Source organism: Streptomyces sp. NPDC021019, from assembly GCF_044333295.1.
Taxonomy (GTDB): domain Bacteria; phylum Actinomycetota; class Actinomycetes; order Streptomycetales; family Streptomycetaceae; genus Streptomyces.
This window is the reverse complement of record NZ_JBIRQR010000011.1, coordinates 12,454-29,885: the sequence shown is the minus strand read 5'-3', so window position 1 is coordinate 29,885 and position 17,432 is coordinate 12,454. Positions and strand designations below refer to the sequence as shown.

General features: G+C 71.0%; 15 protein-coding genes and 1 pseudogene. 10 read left to right on the top strand and 6 right to left on the bottom strand.

The window, feature by feature from the left end; genetic code table 11:
* Window positions 1-237 precede the first annotated feature (237 nt).
* Window positions 238-1,170, top strand: a complete 933-nt coding sequence (locus tag ACH4RG_RS34940; protein WP_398540788.1) for a Ku protein — start codon at window positions 238-240, stop codon at window positions 1,168-1,170.
* 37 nt (window positions 1,171-1,207) lie between these two features.
* Window positions 1,208-2,141: pseudogene (locus ACH4RG_RS34935) on the top strand (ATP-dependent DNA ligase).
* Window positions 2,142-2,216: 75 nt separating this feature from the next.
* Here ACH4RG_RS34935 and ACH4RG_RS34930 read toward each other — a convergent pair.
* Window positions 2,217-2,567, bottom strand: a complete 351-nt coding sequence (locus tag ACH4RG_RS34930) for a hypothetical protein (RefSeq protein ID WP_398540787.1) — start codon at window positions 2,565-2,567, stop codon at window positions 2,217-2,219.
* Window positions 2,568-2,704: 137 nt separating this feature from the next.
* Between ACH4RG_RS34930 and ACH4RG_RS34925 the strand changes: the two genes are divergently transcribed.
* On the top strand, window positions 2,705-2,971 hold the full coding sequence (locus tag ACH4RG_RS34925) for a DUF6207 family protein (protein ID WP_398540786.1): 267 nt from the start codon (window positions 2,705-2,707) through the stop codon (window positions 2,969-2,971).
* Window positions 2,972-3,215: 244 nt separating this feature from the next.
* Here ACH4RG_RS34925 and ACH4RG_RS34920 read toward each other — a convergent pair whose 3' ends face one another.
* The 4 genes from ACH4RG_RS34920 to ACH4RG_RS34905 all read right to left on the bottom strand — a co-directional run bounded on the left by ACH4RG_RS34920 (window position 3,216) and on the right by ACH4RG_RS34905 (window position 6,669).
* Window positions 3,216-3,809 carry an isochorismatase family protein gene (locus ACH4RG_RS34920; RefSeq protein ID WP_398540785.1) on the bottom strand — a complete coding sequence of 198 codons (594 nt, stop codon included), beginning with the start codon at window positions 3,807-3,809 and terminating at the stop codon, window positions 3,216-3,218.
* 79 nt (window positions 3,810-3,888) lie between these two features.
* Window positions 3,889-4,557, bottom strand: coding sequence for an HNH endonuclease family protein (locus ACH4RG_RS34915; RefSeq protein WP_398540784.1), 669 nt, complete (start codon window positions 4,555-4,557; stop codon window positions 3,889-3,891).
* Between the two features lie 187 nt (window positions 4,558-4,744).
* The gene (locus tag ACH4RG_RS34910) at window positions 4,745-5,401 is read right to left on the bottom strand and encodes a hypothetical protein (RefSeq protein WP_398540783.1); all 657 of its coding nucleotides are present in this window, start codon (window positions 5,399-5,401) and stop codon (window positions 4,745-4,747) included.
* 602 nt (window positions 5,402-6,003) lie between these two features.
* The gene (locus tag ACH4RG_RS34905; protein ID WP_398540782.1) at window positions 6,004-6,669 is read right to left on the bottom strand and encodes a hypothetical protein; all 666 of its coding nucleotides are present in this window, start codon (window positions 6,667-6,669) and stop codon (window positions 6,004-6,006) included.
* A 201-nt stretch (window positions 6,670-6,870) separates the two neighbouring features.
* Here ACH4RG_RS34905 and ACH4RG_RS34900 point away from each other — a divergent pair, with 201 nt between their 5' ends.
* From ACH4RG_RS34900 to ACH4RG_RS34880, 5 genes are all read left to right on the top strand, one after another.
* Complete coding sequence (locus tag ACH4RG_RS34900; protein ID WP_398540781.1) at window positions 6,871-10,317, top strand: DNA polymerase III subunit alpha; 3,447 nt, start codon at window positions 6,871-6,873, stop codon at window positions 10,315-10,317.
* Window positions 10,314-11,324, top strand: coding sequence for a DNA polymerase thumb domain-containing protein (locus ACH4RG_RS34895; protein ID WP_398540780.1), 1,011 nt, complete (start codon window positions 10,314-10,316; stop codon window positions 11,322-11,324). Before ACH4RG_RS34900 ends, ACH4RG_RS34895 begins: the two co-directional genes overlap by 4 nt.
* 457 nt (window positions 11,325-11,781) lie before the next feature.
* Window positions 11,782-12,312 carry an RNA polymerase sigma factor gene (locus tag ACH4RG_RS34890; protein WP_392169047.1) on the top strand — a complete coding sequence of 177 codons (531 nt, stop codon included), beginning with the start codon at window positions 11,782-11,784 and terminating at the stop codon, window positions 12,310-12,312.
* Complete coding sequence (locus ACH4RG_RS34885) at window positions 12,309-13,016, top strand: hypothetical protein (protein ID WP_392169045.1); 708 nt, start codon at window positions 12,309-12,311, stop codon at window positions 13,014-13,016. Before ACH4RG_RS34890 ends, ACH4RG_RS34885 begins: the two co-directional genes overlap by 4 nt.
* A gap of 79 nt (window positions 13,017-13,095) precedes the next feature.
* On the top strand, window positions 13,096-13,272 hold the full coding sequence (locus ACH4RG_RS34880; RefSeq protein ID WP_398540779.1) for a hypothetical protein: 177 nt from the start codon (window positions 13,096-13,098) through the stop codon (window positions 13,270-13,272).
* 145 nt (window positions 13,273-13,417) lie between these two features.
* Here the strand turns inward: ACH4RG_RS34880 and ACH4RG_RS34875 are convergent, their stop codons facing one another.
* Complete coding sequence (locus tag ACH4RG_RS34875; RefSeq protein WP_398540778.1) at window positions 13,418-14,386, bottom strand: hypothetical protein; 969 nt, start codon at window positions 14,384-14,386, stop codon at window positions 13,418-13,420.
* A 193-nt stretch (window positions 14,387-14,579) separates the two neighbouring features.
* Here ACH4RG_RS34875 and tap point away from each other — a divergent pair, with 193 nt between their 5' ends.
* Window positions 14,580-16,859 (top strand): telomere-associated protein Tap, encoded by a 2,280-nt coding sequence (gene tap, locus ACH4RG_RS34870; protein ID WP_398540777.1) that lies wholly within the window; start codon window positions 14,580-14,582, stop codon window positions 16,857-16,859.
* Window positions 16,860-16,871: 12 nt separating this feature from the next.
* Complete coding sequence (gene tpg / locus ACH4RG_RS34865; RefSeq protein ID WP_398540776.1) at window positions 16,872-17,429, top strand: telomere-protecting terminal protein Tpg; 558 nt, start codon at window positions 16,872-16,874, stop codon at window positions 17,427-17,429.
* Window positions 17,430-17,432: the final 3 nt, after the last annotated feature.

The window sequence follows — 17,432 nt, the reverse complement described above, 5'->3', positions numbered from 1 at the left end:
GTGAACAACCGTCGGCGGGGCTGGCCCGCCTACCCCGTGACGAAGTACGACGGGGCCGGACCCGGTGCCCGGGCAGAGGTACGCGGTGGAGATGCGGGCGGCCCCGCCCAGCGTGAGGATCGAAGGTGCGGGCAGCAGCCCGGGGGCGCACCTCACCCCGACGGGTGGCCTCCCCTTCCGGTGCTACCGGTCCGCTTCCCGCTCCGACACCGCCGTGGGGGCCTGGAGGTAGAAGAGATGCCGCGACCGTTGTGGGCCGGGGCCATCAGTTTCGGGCTGGTCACGATCCCGGTGAAGGTCGTGTCCGCGACCGAGGACCACGACGTGCACTTTCACCGGGTGCACCTGGTGGACATGGGCCGGGTGCGGACCCGGAAGGTCTGTGAGCTCGACGACCAGGTCGTCTCCCAGGACGAGATCGGCAAGGGCTACGAGATCGCGAAGGACCAGACGGTCCCGGTGACGGACGAGGAACTGGAGCAGATGCCGTTGCCGACGGCGAAGGCGATCGAGATCGCCGCGTTCACCGACGCCGACAGCATCGATCCGGTGCGGATCAGCGACTCCTACTACCTGGCCGCCGACGGGCAGGTCGCCGCGAAGCCGTACGTCCTGCTGCGCAAGGCGCTGGAGCGGTCCTCGAAGGTCGCGGTGGCGAAGTTCGCGTGGCACGGGCGTGAGCGCCTGGGCCTGCTGCGGGTCCGGGAAGGGGCGATCGTGCTGCACTCGATGAAGTGGCCCGACGAGGTCCGCAGCCCCGAGTCGCTGGCCCCCCGGGAGGTCGAGGTCGGCGAGGACGAGATCGCGCAGGCCCTCCAGCTGGCCGACCGGATGACGATCGAGGACCTGTCCGGGTTCCGCGACGAGTACCGGCAGGCGCTGGAAGGCATCATCGCGGCGAAGGCCGAAGGCAAGCCCCTCCCGGCCCCGGCCGAGGACGGGAAGGAGGAGAAGGGCGAGGTCGTGGACCTGATGGCCGCCCTGAACGCCTCCGTCGCGGCGGCGAAGGAATCGCGCGGCGAACACGGTGAGGACGCCACCGTGCACGAGATGCGCCCGTCGAAGAAGACCGCCCGCAAGGCCCCCGCGAAGAAGACGGCCTCCTCGAAGTCCACAGCCGCGAAGAAGACCACGAAGAAGACGGCGGCGAAGAAGCGCAGTGCCTCCTGACCCTCCAGCAGATCGGGCGCTGCCGAGGATCGAGCCGATGCTCGCGACGCCCGGGACCCTGCCGTCGCCGGCGGTCGAGGACCGGTGGGCGTTCGAGGTGAAGCAGGACGGCCAGCGGGCCATGATCTACCTGCCGGGCGACGGCACGGTCCTCGTGCGCGCCCGTTCGGGGACGGACATCACCGCCGCCTACCCGGAGCTCCTTCTCTTCGCTGGCACCCTCGGCCGGCACGCCGCCGTGCTGGACGGAGAGATCGTCGCGCTCGACGACCAGGGACGGAGCGACTTCGAGCGGCTCCAGCAGCGCATGGGGCTCGCCGGTGCCCCCGCCCGGGCCGCGCGCATGGCCGCGCGGGTGCCCGCGCACCTGATGCTCTTCGACGTCGTGCACCTCGGCGACCACCCCGTGACCGGCCTGCCGTACGCGGAGCGGCGCGGACTCCTGGAGGGCCTCGGACTGGCCGGGCCGGCCTGGTCGACGCCTGCGGCGATCGTCGGGCACGGGGCCCAGGCCTGGGAAATGGTCCGGAACGCCGGGCTGGAAGGGCTGCTCGCGAAGCGGCTCACGTCCCGGTACGAACCGGGAGCGCGGTCGGAGTCATGGATCAAGATCCGTTTCGTGCGTACCGCCGACGTCGTGGTCGGTGGGTGGGTGCCCGGGCGCGGCCGGCTGACCGGACTGCCCGGTGCCGTCCTGGTCGGTGAGCAGCTCGGCGGGCAACTGCACTATGCGGGCAGCGTCGGTACCGGCTGGAGCCGGGCCGAACGCACCTGCCTCGCCGGCCTTCTCCACGCCGCGACCATCGACACCTGCCCGTTCGCCGAGATCCCCCCCGGTGGCCGGGGCCCGGTGGGTGGTCCCCCATCTGGTCGGTGAGGTCGGCTACGCGACCCGCACCCGCGCCGGACGTCTACGCCACCCCTCCTGGCACCGGCTGCGCCCCGACCTCGCCCCCGAAGACCTCACCTGACCCCGCCGGCGGTCCCCCGCACGGGCCGGAAGCCCGGCCCGTCCAGGCCGGATGCGTCGCGCCCGGCGGGCGCTACTACGCCGCCTCGCCCACGGGCTGGTCATCCACGTGCTTCAGCTGCATCCGGCCGGAGACGACGTTGCCGGGGTCCAGCGTCTTCCAGAAAGGATGAGTGCTCACCTGGGCGCTGAGCTCCAGCAGGAGCTTCCGGTAGGCGGCGACCTGCTGGTGCTGTTCCTCGGTGTACCCGGGGCTGTCCGGCTTGGCCGGCCGGTAGTCGGAATGGAGCTGCTTGTCCGCCTGCCAGCCGGACATCGGCTCGGCCGACCAGGGCAGCGTCCGTACGTACTGGTCGTACTCGGACTGGGCCTGGTGCAGAGCGATCTGGGCGTCGCGCAGATCCTGGGGGAAGTCGTACCTCGTCACACCAGAATGCTACGCATGTTCGAATACCGGAAGCGAGCGGCACACGGCAGGACAACCTCACATCTCCCGCTCATTCATCCGGGTGGCGCACACCCCGGCCGCGAACCGGAACCGGCGGCCGCGGCGTCGCACCGGGCATGGATTCCGTCATCGACGCCCGCCACATCAGCGAGCCCGGGCTCGTCGTACTCGACATCACCGCCGCCGACGAGGAGACCGCCCTCGCCCTGATGGACGAGCTGCAACAGCTCTGGGCCACCTCCGGCATCACCACGATCCGGCGCGACCCCGCCCAGCCCGGCGTCCACGCCCGGGTGCACGCGGACACCCGGCGCACCAACCCCGGCAACGAAGCCGGCCTCCCCCAGGCCGGGAAGGGACAGATCGCGACGGCCGACCAGTGACCGGGTGAAAGAGCTCTTCCCGAAGGACGTCCGGCATGCCGCCACCCGCCAGGCGGCCCGGACGGCGCAGCGTGGATACGAAGCCCGTCCGGGAGCCTTTCGCGCGTCGCCCGGGCGAGCTAACCGCGCCTGCCGGTCCGCGTCATCGCGCCGGGCTAGCTGACGCGGGCCCGCAGCACGGACCGTGCGCCGGACCGTATCGCCCCGCCATCCCGTCGGGTGCCGACGGGACGCGGGCCTTCTCCTACTGCGGTACGGGTGTCGCGCCGGAGACGGCGACTCCTGCCCGGCGGAAGTCCTCCAGGGTCGACGCCGTCGTCTCAGGGGCTACACCGACTGAGTAGTCCAGCAGGACACGGGCGCGGAATCCGGCCTTGACCGCGTCCAGCGCGGTCGCCCGCACGCAGTGGTCGGTGGCGATGCCGACCACATCGACGTCCTCCACCCCGCGGGCACGCAGCCAGTCCGCCAGGGGCGTGCCCTGGTCGTCGGCGCCTTCGAAGCCGCTCTTGGAAGCGCTGTGGGCTCCCTTGAAGAAGACGGCATCGACCTTGCCGCCGGCGGCCGTGGGGGCGAAGTGGGGGTGGAACTCGCCTCCTTCGCCTCCCGCCACGCAGTGGACCGGGAAGCTGTCCTTGTAGTCGGGGTTCTCCGAGAAGTGACTTCCTGGATCGATGTGGTGGTCCCGGGTCGCGACGACGTACCTGTAGTCGGTGCCCGCGGTCTGCTCCACCAGCCCTGCGACCCGGGTGGCGATCCGTGCGCCGCCCGCGACGGGGACGCTGCCTCCCTCGCAGAAGTCGTTCTGCACGTCCACGACGATCAATCCTCGGCTCATCACACATACCCTTCAGCACGACGGATCAGAACGGGAAAATCCGGTCCCGGGGCAGGCGCCCCGGGGCCGGGTGAGCCAGCTACGGGGCGGGGGTGTAGCGGACGATGGTGTCCTCGCACGGGCCCTCCGCGTAGACCTTCAGCGCTTCGAGCTCGCGGTCGTCCGCGGTGAGCTGCCAGCGGAGCTTGGTTGACACCCACTCTGAGATGTACCGGCACTGGGCGTCCGGGGAAGGCGGCATCCAGTCGGCCGGATCCTGGTCGGACTTCTGCCGGTTGCTGCGGGCCGTCACCGCGACGAGCGAGACGTGCGCCCCCTGGTCGTTCGCGTAGGCCTCCCGCCGCGCCGCGGTCCAGGCGGAGGCACCTGAATCCCAGCTTTCGGCGAGCGGCACCATGTGGTCGATGTCCAGGGCCCCGGCGCTGGTGACCTCCTGGCCGTCGTAATAGCTGATCCAGGTCCCCCCGGTCAGCTTGCAGCCGGCCTCCACCGTCGGCGCGACGACCGCCTCGGCAAGGAGGATTTCGTTGCGGGTGTTGCACCCGTCGGACTTGTCGGCGCCGGAGTTCCAGTGCTTGAACTTGCTGCGGGTGTAGCCGGTGCGGTCCTCTTCGGTGACCTGCACCAGGCCGACCGCGTCGGCCAAGGTCGTCACCTCAGCCGCCGGAGCGGCCTGCGCGACGGGAGCGGAGAAAAGGGACACAAGGGCGAGGGAAAGTGCGCTGAAACGTACGAAGTTCTTGATCACCAACGTGTTCTACCGGGCCACCCTGCCCTCCGCGAAGCCCGGGATCCCGGCTGTCACCCGCGCGGGGGAGTAGGTTCACCGCAGGAACGCTTCCTCTGCCCTGGCGCCCGTGCCCGCAGCCAGTCCGGTCCGCCCGCTGAAGCCCGGTCAGGCCGATGCGGGTCTGCGGCGTACCGCAACGAGGTGCTCAGGTGCTCTCGGCTTTGGTGACGTTCTTGATCAGGGTGGCGGTGACCGTTTCCTCGGGTCCCGGTGCCGGTTTGAAGGTGGCGAGCTTCTCTGGCGTCATGGGCCCGGTGGGCACCATGACCTGCATGGTCGCGATGACACCTCCGACGCGTACAACGGTCACCAGGGTCCAGGCGAAGCCACTGCTGCCCAGCCGGGACAGGGTCCGGTACCGCGGCGCGTCGTCCCCGAGGTCCGGGACCTTGACCACCTCGCTCGTGACGGACGACTTTCCAAACTTGTTGCTGAACCTGAACCGGCCGCATGCCCCGACGGCCTCGCGCAGGTGTGTCATGCGGGCCCGTGCGGCCTCTTCCGGATAGCTCATCAGGCTGGTGCTCCGGGGAGAGATGGACGTCCCGGCCGGGTACATGATCGACGAGGCGGCGGCAGCCTCCTCGCCGTCACCCGAGATGGCCTCCTTCACATGCCGGCAGACCTCCGGGGAGACGGTCTTCTCGGCGTCGAAGGAGGATTCCGGTGCAGCACCGTCCCGCGAACGGCCATCCGTGATCTCGAAACCGACAGCCTGCTCCGAGGTGAGCAGCGCGGCCTTCAGCTCGACAGCGGTCAGGGGTCCGGAGCGCTCCGACTTACCGGCCGCCGTGCTCGCCACGGCACCAGGCCCGCCGGCGTCGGCACGCGCGGGGCTCTCCCCGCACGCTGCGGTCAGTCCGATCGCCAACAGCAACGCCGCCGTCGACACCAGTCTTCGTCCACCCCTGCGCACCATCAGGTCCCCACCCTCGAATTCACACTGATCATCCGCGTACAGGCGAACCGTATTGCGCCCGGACCATCCCGTCCTCCGTGCGGCGCACCTGGCCCAGTAGCGGCTGGTAGACCTGTAGTTGGTCCGCCTGGCCAGGTAGTCGGACAACACGTCAGTGGAACCAGGCGACAAGGCGCACGTTCTCCGCCCCGTGGACTTCGCTGAGGGTGCGCATGACGCTCCAGACCCGGCCCCAGTCGGTGTCGGCCCCCGCAGCCGAGGCGCGGGTTCGTGTGCCTGAGATGTTGGTCTCCTGCCAGTCCGTGGCATTCAGCTCCGCCCAGGTCAGCCAGGTGGTTCCGTGGCACCTGCACGAGTTGGTCGGCCGACCTGGCACCGGCGTTGAGCTGTTCCTCCGGCAGGCACCTTGCTCAGCTCGACGCGATCGAGCGCGACGGTGCGGGCCGCCGGGCCGAGTAGGTGCCGGGATTGGGTCGTGTCGGCGATCAGCCGCCGTGGAGCCCCCACTCGTCGAGGCCGCCGTACACGTGGGCTTCCAGGCATTGTGGAGCGTTCATGCCGAGGGCCTCGCCTCGGTAGAGGGCGATGAGCGAGTCCTTGCCGCGCCACCACGTGTCCGTCACGCCCTGTACTTCAGGCACCGGCTCGAAGCCGGCGAGATCCAATGACTCGACGGCCTTCCCCTTGATCCTTGTCACGGTCTTGGCCCGGCGACCGGCATGGGCGGCGAGCGCCAGGGACTCCACCCATCCCTCCGTGTTGGCATGCAGCGGTGTCCAGCGGTAGGCGTCGATCCCGAATGAGCCGTCGGGACCGATCATGAATCCGTAGGCCATGGACACCCGGCAGTCCCCCGCCGGAAACGACCAGCCCTCAGCGGCCGAGCCTTCGGGACAGTCGGCGTCCAGAATGCGCGGACCGCCCTCGTAGAACGGGGCGGGCGGCAGCGCGAGACCGCCCCAGCGGTCCTGGAAGGCCTCGGCCCGGTCGATCTCCACAGCCGGGATTCCGTACTCGATCCACCACTCCCGGTGCTGCCCGAGGCCCTGCCGGGGAACACGAACGCCGTCCACCTCGATGAAACTTCTGGCCCGATCGGTCAGGCCCGAAGGCGCGACCGGGATGGGCGATATAGGAGTGGCGGCCGTCATGATGCCGGAGTCTAACGACAGGGTGAGGTCGCGCTGCGGGGGTCAGACGTTGCGACCAAGTGCCATCTATCGCAACGAACCACAGAGCGAATGGCTGAAACCATGACGCCCCAAACTCGCGCGTTCGAATTAATGTTCGATACAGTCGAGGTGTAGGTGGTCAATTGGTACTACTTTGGGGGTGTCTGGGCGGAGGGTGTCATGCGAGGAAGCGTCCCTCATCTGCACGTCAGTAGTGGGTTTTCGGCCCGCTACGGTGCCTCGCATCCGCATGCGCTCATCGCCCGGGCCGCCGAGCGCGGGATCGGGACGGTGGCGCTGACCGACCGCGACATGGTCACCGGCACCGTGCGCTTCGCGAAGGCCGCCGCGGCGGCCGGGGTGAGGCCGGTGTTCGGCGTCGATCTGGGCGTCGCCCCCCTCGTGCCGCCCGCCGACGTGCGCCGCCGGACCCCGGTGCGTGGCGGTGCGCACGTGGCGGAGGCGGCGTTCCGGGCGACGTTCCTGGCCCGGGACGCGGACGGCTGGGCGCGGTTGTGCCGGATGGTGTCCGCCGCGCACGCCGAAGCCTTCCCTGCGGGCGCGCCGCCGGCGGCGTCGTGGGAGATGCTCGCCCAGTACGCCGACGAAGGCCTGATGGTGCTGCTCGGCCCGGCGTCGGAGCCTCTGCGGGCTCTCGCTGCCGGCCGTGCGGACATCGCCGAGCGGCTTCTTGCCCCGTGGCAGCGGGTCGTCGGTGGCGGGCTGCGGCTGGAGGTCGTGTGCTGGGGCCTGTCCGGCACCGGCCCGGGGTCGGCCCGTCTCGCCGCGCACACCATGGCGCTCGCCGACCGTCTCGGTATTCCGGCGGTGCTGACGAACGCTGTTCGGTACGCGGATGCGGTCCAGCACCGGGTCGCGGACGTGCTGGACGCGGCCCGGCTGCTGCGGCCCGTCGACCGGCGCCGGCTGGACTGCGGGGAGCGCTGGCTCAAGGACGGGCCCGCGATGACCGACATCGCCGGACGGGTGGCGGCCGCCGCCGGGGCCGACCCCTCCCGTGCCGCGCAGCTGATCGCCGACACCATCGCGGTCGCGGACGCGTGCGAGGTCGACCCGGTGCGGGACCTCGGTCTCGGGGTACCGCATTTCCCCGAGCCGTCCGTGGTCGGCGCCGAGCCGGGGCCGGAGGGGGCGATGCGGCTGCTGCGGCAGCGGTGCGAGAGCGGCATGGCCGCCCGCGGTCTCGACCGGGACCGGAGGGCGATGGATCAGCTCGACTACGAGCTCGGGACCATCGGACGGTTGCGCTACGAGCCGTACTTCCTCGCCGTGGCCCAGGTCGTCGCCGATGTGCGGGACATGGGCATCCGGGTCGCCGCCCGCGGCTCCGGAGCCGGCTCCATGGTCAACCACAGCCTCTTCGTCGCCACCGCGAACCCGCTGGAGCACAACTTGCTCTTCGAACGGTTCCTGTCCGAGCGGCGCTCCTCGCTGCCGGACATCGACATCGACGTCGAGTCCGCACGACGTCTGGAGGTCTACGACCGGATCATCACCCGTTTCGGGCGGGAGCGGGTCGCGGTCACCGGCATGCCCGAGACCTACCGGGCCCGGCACGCCCTGCGGGACACCGGCCTCGCGCTCGGGATCGCGCCGGCCACCGTGGACCGGATCGCGAAGTCGTTCCCGCACATCCGGGCCTGCGATATCCGCTCCGCCCTCTCCGAGCTACCGGAGCTGCGGGAGTTGGCGGCCGAGGCCGGGCGGTTCGGGCCGCTGTGGGAGCTCGCCGAAGGGCTGGACGCGCTGCCGCGCGGGATCGCGATGCATCCGTGCGGAGTGATCCTCTCCAACACGAGCCTCCTGGACCGGCTGCCGGTCCAGCCGACCCCCGGGGGCGAGTACCCGATGGTCCAGGCCGACAAGGAGGACGTCGAGGACCTGGGCCTCCTCAAGCTGGACGTGCTCGGGGTGCGGATGCAGTCCGCGATGGCGCACGCGGTCACTGAGATCCGCCGTACGACCGGGCGGGCGATCGACCTCGACAACCCCGACCACGTCCCGCTGGACGACCGGTTCGCCTTCGCGCTCATCCAGAACTCCGACACGGTCGGCATGTTCCAGCTGGAGTCGCCGGGCCAGCAGGACCTGGTCGGCCGGCTCCAGCCCCGCGACCCGCAGGACGTCATCGCCGACATCAGCCTGTTCCGCCCGGGCCCGGTGCAGGGCGGGATGCCCGCCCTCTACATCGCCGCCCGGCACGGCGCCGCACCCACCTACCCGCACCCCGACCTTGAACCCGTGCTGCGCGACACGTACGGGGTGACGATCTGGCACGAGCAGATCATCGACATCCTCGCGGTCATGACCGGCTGCGACCGCGCCCTGGCCGAAGTCGCCCGCCGCGCCCTCAGCGACGAACAGCGGCTGCCGAAGATCGAGGCGTGGTTCCGGCAGCAGGCCGGGGCCCGCGGATACAGCCCGAAGGTGCTGGACGACGTCTGGGACATCGTCGCCTCGTTCGGCGCGTACGGGTTCTGCCGGGCGCACGCGGTGGCGTTCGCCGTGCCCGCGCTCCAGTCCGCCTGGCTCAAGGCCCACCACCCCGCCGCTCTCTACGCCGGGCTGCTGGAGCACGATCCGGGGATGTGGCCGGCCCGGGTCATCGTCGCCGACGCCCGCCGCCACGACGTCCCCGTCCTGCCCGTCGACATCAACACCTCCAAGGCGCACTACGTCGTCGAGGAGACCGGCTCCGGGTGGGGCGTGCGGATCTCCCTGTCCACGGTTCACGGCATCTCCGACGACGAGGTCACCCGGATCACACAGGGCCAGCCCTACACCTCCCTGCAGGATCTCTACGCCCGCGCCCACCCCAAGCTCCCGACCGTCGAACGCCTCATCAGCATCGGCGCCCTCGACCAGCTCAAGGGGGAGGCGACGCGGCGGGACCTGCTGCTGCAGGCGACCGAGCTCCACCGCCAGGCCCGCACCCGCCCCGGGCCCGGCCAGATCCCGCTCGCCGCCAATCTCCACGCCGCCGGGCCGTCCGGGCTGCGGGAGATGACCGCCCGCGAACGGCTCGACGCCGAGCTCGGCGTCCTCAAGATCGACGTCTCCCGGCACCTGATGGAGGACCACCACCGGCTGCTGCGCGAGATCGGCGCCACCGACGCCCAGCACCTGCGCGCGATGCACCCCGGACAGCCTGTCCTCGTCGCAGGCGTCCGCGCCTCCACCCAGACCCCGCCCATCGCCTCGGGGAAAAGGATCATCTTCGTCACCCTCGAAGACGGCTCCGGACTCGTCGACCTCGCCTTCTTCGAGGACTCCCACGAACGGTGCGCCCACACCGTCTTCCACCACGGCCTGCTCCTCGTCCGCGGCACCGTCGAAGCCCGCGGACCCCGGCGCACCGTGGTCGGCGAGATGGCCTGGGACCTCGACCACCTCGCCACCGCCCGCGCCACCCACGGACCCCAGGCCGTCCTCGACCTCCTCGGCCAGGCCCCCGCGCCCACACCCGCCCAGCCCGCACCCGGGCGGTCGATCCCCGACGGCACTGCAGGCGCCCGCCTGCACCCCTGGAGCGACCTCCAGCCCGCCGGGACCCGGTCGGCCGACCTCACCCGCTTCGGGCACAAGAGCCAAGGGAGCGCCGGATGACCGCCTCCCCGCGACGGACCCGCGCGATCCTGCGGATCCACTTCCATCCCGCCGAGCGGAGCGAAGAGCTGTACGGACAGCTGCTCACCGTCCTCGACGGCATCAGCTCCCGCGTCGAACCCCTGCCCGCCGACTGGTCCGCCTACGTCGACCTCACCGGCGCCCTCACCTACTGGGGCCGCGACGTCGAGGGCCTCGTCGCCGTGCTCCGCCTCCGCCTGCTCGCGCTCCACGGCGTCCAAAGCTCAGCCGGTGCCGGCCCCACGCGCTCAATCGCGGCCATGGCCGCGGACGTCACCCCGCCCGGCTGTGCCACGGTAGTCCGCGACGACCCGTACGAGATCGCCGCGTTCCTCCGCACCAAGCCGACCGCCGCCCTCCCCGGCATCGGCCCCAAGACCGCCCGGACCCTCGCCCGCTACGGCATCACCACCGTCGGCGACATCGCCGACACCCAGCTCCCCACCCTCCAGCGCATCCTCGGCACCGGGCCCGCACGCCAGGCCCACGACCTCGCGCACGGCATCGACGAGCGCCCCGTCGTCCCGAGCGCCGCCCCCAAGACCATGAGCGCCGGCCACCGCTTCGACCGCGACGCACTCGACCCCGACCAGCACCACCGAACCGTCCTCCGCCTCGTCCAGGGGCTCGGCGCCCGGCTGCGCACCAGCGACGAGATCACCCAGGCGCTCACGCTCACCGTCACCTACGCCGACCGCACCCAGACCACCCGCAGCCGCACCCTCACCGAACCCACCGCCCACACCCCCGCCCTGGCCACCACCGCCAGCGAACTCCTCACCAGCCTCGGCCTCCAGCGCGCCCGCGTCCGCACAATCGCCCTGCGAGCAGAACGTCTGCGGCCCGCCGAGGACTCAGTCCACCAGCTCACCTTCGACCACCGTGACGAGAAGCTCCGCCGCCTTGAAGCTGCGCTCGACAGGGCCGCAGCCCGCTACGGCTCCGGCATCACGGGGGCCGCTTCGACCTTCCCGCAGGCCGGGTGAGGAACTGCACCGTGGCGGCTCCGGCTTTCCGACGCATCTACTGGTCCTGGCCGCCTTCTCCCACAAGCGAGTGGTGCCTGGGTATGGGCTGGCAGGCGCCGGTCGAACCGGCGTGGGGCACTGCGGGTGCCCGGACTGCCCGTCAGCTGGGTTACGCCGCAACCGGGTTGGCCGTTTTCACTCGTTCGTGACGGCAGGCCGTCCAGCGGGCGGCGAAGGAAACGTGAGGATCATCACGCCCCACGAATCGTCCTGTCGACGACATGTCACGCGAAGGACACTGTTACCCCAGGTCAGAACCCGTGCACCACGCGTCACATCGCTACGCTCCGGGGTTAGTTGATCTCCGAACGTAATATTCGTGCGGGTGCGCATGCGCGTTCGGCGGATTCGGCCGGTTGAGTGATCCGTGACGGCACTCGAAGCCGGAACCATCCAGCCTCAACGAAGAGGATCCATGACCGACGACGTACGCGAGGAGGACGGCCGCATCCCGGTGGCCGAAGTCCCGCCCCCGCTCCCGCTTCCGCTGGAGCTCGAGGCCTACTACCTCACCACCCAGGAGGCGTTCCACGAGTTCGCCCTGGCCATCCTCGGCACGAACGACCTCGCGGAGGAGACCGTGCACCGGGCCTTCGTCGAGATCAAGCGGCAGTGGGACACCCTGCTCACCGAGCCCGACCTGCCCGAGCAGGCCTGGAACATCATGCGCCGCACCGTCATCGACGAGCTGCTGGGGACGTTCCGCGAGAGCCTGCCGTTCATGGACAGCGGCATCGGCCTATACCCGGCACTCTGCAAACTGTCCCCGCGCCAGTTCGACGTGATCGTGCTCAAGGCCATCGGCACGTACGACACCAAGCACATCGCCTGGTACATGGGCCTCACCCCCAGCACGGTCACCCACCACCTGCGCAAGGCCCAGGAGCGCCTGGCTCCCATCCACCGTCGCGCCACACGTCCGATCAAGCGGAGGGACACCACATGAACAACCCCTGGGAGCAACTCTTCACGGACGCCGACGCCCGCGCCCGCGAGCCCCGGCGGCCCTTTGACGTCGGTGCCGGACTCCGCCGCCTCGCCCACGACACCGGCAACGCCCCGGCCGCCCCGCCGTCGTCCACGAGCCCGAACGCCCGCCGCCGCCTGAGCGCCATGGCCCGCTGCGCCGTCACCCAGGCCGGGGCGGCCGCCCACGTGAAAACTCTGACCGCGCTCCTGGGCCCCGACGAGAACGAGGACAGCGTCACCGAGTTCGACGGCTGGACCAACGGCGTCGACATCGACGGCGTGCAGGTCTTCGCGTGCACCCTCTACCTCGCCCACCACCCCGAGAGCGCCAGGTTCTGGTGGAGGTTCGCCGCCGGCGCCGGGCACAACGGCGCCGCGTACTGCCTCTACCTGGACCACCTCAGCCTCGGCGAAGAGCGCGAAGCCCGGTTCTGGAAGAAGCAGGTCACCACGACGCTGTTCTCCTCCGGCCCGAGCCGAACCCCCGACCCGGAGGAGTTCCTCAAGGCCCTGGACTCCCTGACCGGCTACTTCGTCCGCAACCCCACCTGCCGGGCCGTCACCACCGGGCACCTGGAGGCCGACGTCGAGCGCGTGGTCGACCGCTACACCGACGGCCTCGTCTGCCGCCCCGACGCCCGCATCGCCGACCACATCCACACTCTCGTCGGCCGTCCCTGACCAGAGCCGGCGGGGCCGAAGGTTCCTAGCCGCCCAGCCCCGCCGAACTCCGTAAGCACCCGAAGAACGGAGCACCACCATGCACACTAACCGCCGAACCGAACCTGCGGACGAGCCCCCGCAGAAACAGCCCGTACAGACCTGGCTCGCCCGCCGCCGCCACGCCCTGCTCTCCAGCGCCCTGCGCGGCGCCGCCTACGCCACCGGAGCAGGCCTCGTCGGACTGGGCTTCTGGCTGATCCAGCAGAACCTGTAACCCCTCCCGACACCGGGACCCGGCAGACCCGCCGGGCCCCGGCACCCTGACCCGTCGACCAGCGCATCGACCGACGCCCGAGGTGAGGGCCTCCGGCTGCGCCACGGCGGGTTGATGGGGCGGCCGGCTGCGGTGCGCGCTGGTGTCAGTCGCCGGTCTCGTGGGGGAGCCCGTCGTCCAGGACGATGCGGATCGTCTGGCCCTCGCCGTCGACGCCGGTGAGTTCGGCGGCGATCCGGTTGTAGGCGGTGGTAGCCAGCGCCCAGTCCGCTTCCAGCGGGGTGGTGGTGTGGCGGGTGTCCCACAGCTTGATGAGCAGGCCGATGAGGGAGCGGCCGGACAGGACGGTCTGGATGCGGCCTTCCTTGACGTCCTCGACCGAGGGCGGGGTGCGGAAGTGGGGGTGGTCGACGGCCAGGGCGGTGAGCCATTCCCAGGTGTCGCGGTGCGCGATCAGGTCAGCGGAGGCCACTCCGGCGGCCTTGAGGAGCAGGACACCGTGGGTGACCCGAGGGTCCTGCCCCTGGCCGGTGGCCAGCGGGGCGGCAACGGAAGAGGGCGCGGTGGGAGTGGCGTTGCCCTGGTAGGCGGCCTCGATCGCCTTCCTGAGGGCGTCGTCCTGGCCCTCGTGCTCGGGCTGCGCCTGGCGGCCGCTGTCCTCCATGGTTCCCCCCTGGGAGTCGGTGTCGGTTGAGGTGGGCGGTTGTGCCGCTGCGGAGACTGCGGGGCCGGTGCCGGGATCGGCTTCGAATGCCGGAGAGGCTGACCCGGCATGCGGGTGGGTGCCGTCGCCGGGTTCGTCGGCCGGCCTCCGGAGCTCGGCGAGAGGGCGGAGGATGTCGGCGAGGTCCAGCAGCTGCCGGAGCTCGCTCCGGGTGTCGTTGAGGTCGCTGATCATCCGGTCCTGGCGGCGGCGTACCTCGCGGTTCTCCTCACGCAGTCCGGTGACTCCTCCCTGCACGACTTCCAGGATCTTCAGGCGGGTCTGGGTGAGCTCGCCGTGCAGGGCGGTCAGCCCGACCGTGGGGTCATCGAGACGGGCGACCGGTGCCAGCAGGGCCCGTATCGCCTTCAGTTCCTCCATCGCGCTGCCGAACGCGTCTTTCCACTTCACGTAACCCCCTGGTCACTCAGAGCTGCAACCGGCCGTATCTCCCCATAAGCACTCCATGTGACGCGCCGATTTCCAGCCCTTCCCGTGGCCTGGACCGTCCCACCCCTCCAAACAAGCGTCGTACGGGATACGTACGCCAAACGTACGCGCAACGTGCGCTTCATGGGGTAGGGTGTGGGTCAGGAGGTGTTCCATGTCCGAGTTGTTCGACGCGGTCGACGCCCTGCTCGCGTCCCGCGCCACCCTGCCGCCCCCGGCGGAACGCAAACGCCTGCGCGCCGCGCACGGCCTGACGATCGACGAGGTCGCCGGCGCGCTGAAGGTGCGCCGGGCCACGGTGTCCGGGTGGGAGTCCGGCAAGACCGAGCCCCGCCCCCCAGAGCGTGATGCCTACGCCCGGCTGCTGGACAAGCTCGCAGAGCTCTACCCCGCCGCCGCCCCGGTCCCGGCCCCGGCCGCTGAGACCGCGCCCGCGCCGGACGCCCCGGTGCCCGCCACGTTCACCGGCGCCCCCGAACCGGCCGAAGCCCGACCGCTATCCACAGGCCCGGCGTCCGAGGCTGCGGACATGACCGAAACCGAGAACACCCAGACCCCTGCCCCTGCGCCCGTCGCTGCTGCTGCTGCTGCTGCGGCCGTGCCGAGTCCGGCCCGCACCACCAGGCCGACGTCGACGTCGCGCCGCCCCGGCGCGCGGAAGGCGGCCCCGGCCAGCACTCCGGCGGGCGGTACCGATCCGCGGTTCGAGAACGGGCCGCTGGCGGTCGTCGACGTCGAGGACGGGAAGGTGCTGGCGTACTGCATCGGCGGCCTGGTCCTGGACGTGCCCGCCAAGTCCCTGCCCTCCCTGGTGGACTGGACGCTCAAGGAGGCCAAGCTCGGGCAGCCGAAGCTGTCCGGCCCGGGAAGGCCGGCCGACCCGCTGCTCGTCCTCACCGAAGCCGCCCTGGAACGCTACGGCCTCCCCACCGCGCTCACGGCGGAGGAGAGGGACGCCGGGCGGATCCCGGAGGGCCACAAGGTCATCAAGCAGCTGACCCGCGCCGACTGGAAGCTCACGAAGAGGGGCTTCGGCCCGTGGGCGAGGATCTACCGCCCGGCCAAGGGCTCGGACCGTCAGTGCGTCCAGCTGTGCATCCCCTCCTGGAACGCGCTGGACGCCCGGTTCTGGGGCCACGCGGCGCAGCTGCCGCCGGCGGAGCTCGCCCGCGTCCTGGGCACCTACGCGATGCGGGTGATGACGCCGCGCGGGTCGACCGCCGTCACCGGCCTGGAGCTGATGACCGCGCTGCACCCGCCGACCCACGCCGTGCGGGACGAGGAGACCGGCGCCCTGCGACAGGCCGAGACCAAGACGCCCGGCTCGCTGGGCACGGACCCGGTGGACTGCGCCCCGTGCGAGGCTCCCGACGGGCACCCGGTGCTCACCGCGCTGGAACTGCCGCGCTTCCACGTGCGCGGCCCGTCCGAGAAGCTGTTCGAGGAGGCGTACGACTGGGCGCGGCCGATGACCGACGAGGAGTGCACTCTGCGCTACCTGGTGGGTCTGGACGTGAATATGGCCTTCGCCGCCGGTGCGAACGGGCTGAACGTCGGCCTCGGTGAGGCGACGCACGTCAAGAACCCGGTGTTCGATCCGAAGCTGCCCGGCTCGTGGCTGGTCGATCTCTCCCACGTCGACCTGTCGAAGGTGAAGGCCGGCAAGGAGTGGGTGGAGTTGAACGGCGGCCTGCTGCCCTCCCCGTTCACGCCGAAGGGCGACCGCCCGACGGGCCCGGCCTGGTACGCGACACCGACCGTGGCGTACGCCCAGGAGCTCGGCTACGACGTGACGCCGACCGAGGCGTGGGTGCGGTACGACAACGGCCGCTACCTGGACGGCTGGTACCAGCGGCTGCGCGACGCCTACCTCGCCACGATGGCCGACCTCGGCGTCGACGCCGACCTGTCGCCGCAGGACTTCCTGACGGCGATGGACGGCTACAAGGACCACGATCCGGAGCTGGGCATCGTCATCACGGCGATCAAGGCGACGGTCAAGGGCGGCCTGGGCAAGCTCCGCGAGCGCCCCCGCGGGGAGGGCTGGCGGCCCGGCGAGCGGTGGCGCGCCCTGGAGCGCCCGACCTGGCGGCCCGACATCCGCGCGGCGGTCATCTCCCGCACCCGCATCAACCTCCACCGCAAGATCGTCAAGCACGCGGCGTTCACCGGCCAGTACCCGATCGCGGTCCTCTCCGACTGCGTCGTCTACGCCGCCGACGGACCCTCACCGCTGGACATCCTGCCCTACCGGGACGGCAAGCCTCTCCCCGGAGGGTTCAAGCTCGGCATCAACCCCGGCCTGGTCAAGCACGAAGGCACCCAGACCGTGCTGTGGGGCGAAGGAGTGCGCGAGCAGTTCGACGCCCCGCAGCTGAACTTCGCCCGGTTCATCAAGGACGGCACCGTCACCGATGCCGACAACGGAGAGTAGGAGAAAACCGGCATGAGCCTGATCGGGGACGGCCTGAACAAGGCGGTGCAGAAGGCGTTCACCCGCCCGGCGCCGAAGAGCGCGGGTGCGCAGATGCGGTACCTGGTGAAGCAGCTCGGCGGCACCAAGGCGGTCGCGCAGATGCTGCGGGTCTCCCAGCGCACCGTCGAGCGGTACGTGAAGGACCAGATCAAAAAGCCCCGCCCCGACCTCGCCGGACGCCTGGACCGCGAGGTGAAGGCCCGGTGGCAGCCGCAGATCCGGGCCAAGGCCAAGGCGAAGGCGGCGTCCACGGGCGGCATCATCATCGACACCCGCGCCCGCCTCGGCTACACCGCCCCGATCGGCTCCACCGACCAGGACCGCATCCGCCACCTCACCCTCGCCCTCCCGCCGGTCCACGCAGCCCGGCTCTTCGAGGCCCAGGAGCAGGGCGCGTCCGACGCCCGGCTCCAGGAGATCGCTGCCGAAGCCCTCAAGGAGGTCTACTTCCAAGACGGCGGCCGCCGCGCCGGCTCCCTGGACGAAGTCCGCTTCACCGACATCGAACACCTCGAGTTCGACCTGTAGGGC

Bases quoted from the DNA above. Each gene is read 5' to 3' on its own strand.
- ACH4RG_RS34940 (WP_398540788.1), top strand. From the start codon at position 238: ATGCCGCGACCGTTGTGGGCCGGGGCCATCAGTTTCGGGCTGGTCACG.
- ACH4RG_RS34925 (WP_398540786.1), top strand. From the start codon at position 2,705: ATGGATTCCGTCATCGACGCCCGCCACATCAGCGAGCCCGGGCTCGTC.
- ACH4RG_RS34920 (WP_398540785.1), bottom strand. From the start codon at position 3,809: ATGAGCCGAGGATTGATCGTCGTGGACGTGCAGAACGACTTCTGCGAG.
- ACH4RG_RS34905 (WP_398540782.1), bottom strand. From the start codon at position 6,669: ATGACGGCCGCCACTCCTATATCGCCCATCCCGGTCGCGCCTTCGGGC.
- ACH4RG_RS34900 (WP_398540781.1), top strand. From the start codon at position 6,871: ATGCGAGGAAGCGTCCCTCATCTGCACGTCAGTAGTGGGTTTTCGGCC.
- ACH4RG_RS34895 (WP_398540780.1), top strand. From the start codon at position 10,314: ATGACCGCCTCCCCGCGACGGACCCGCGCGATCCTGCGGATCCACTTC.
- ACH4RG_RS34890 (WP_392169047.1), top strand. From the start codon at position 11,782: ATGACCGACGACGTACGCGAGGAGGACGGCCGCATCCCGGTGGCCGAA.
- ACH4RG_RS34885 (WP_392169045.1), top strand. From the start codon at position 12,309: ATGAACAACCCCTGGGAGCAACTCTTCACGGACGCCGACGCCCGCGCC.
- ACH4RG_RS34880 (WP_398540779.1), top strand. From the start codon at position 13,096: ATGCACACTAACCGCCGAACCGAACCTGCGGACGAGCCCCCGCAGAAA.
- tap (WP_398540777.1), top strand. From the start codon at position 14,580: ATGTCCGAGTTGTTCGACGCGGTCGACGCCCTGCTCGCGTCCCGCGCC.
- tpg (WP_398540776.1), top strand. From the start codon at position 16,872: ATGAGCCTGATCGGGGACGGCCTGAACAAGGCGGTGCAGAAGGCGTTC.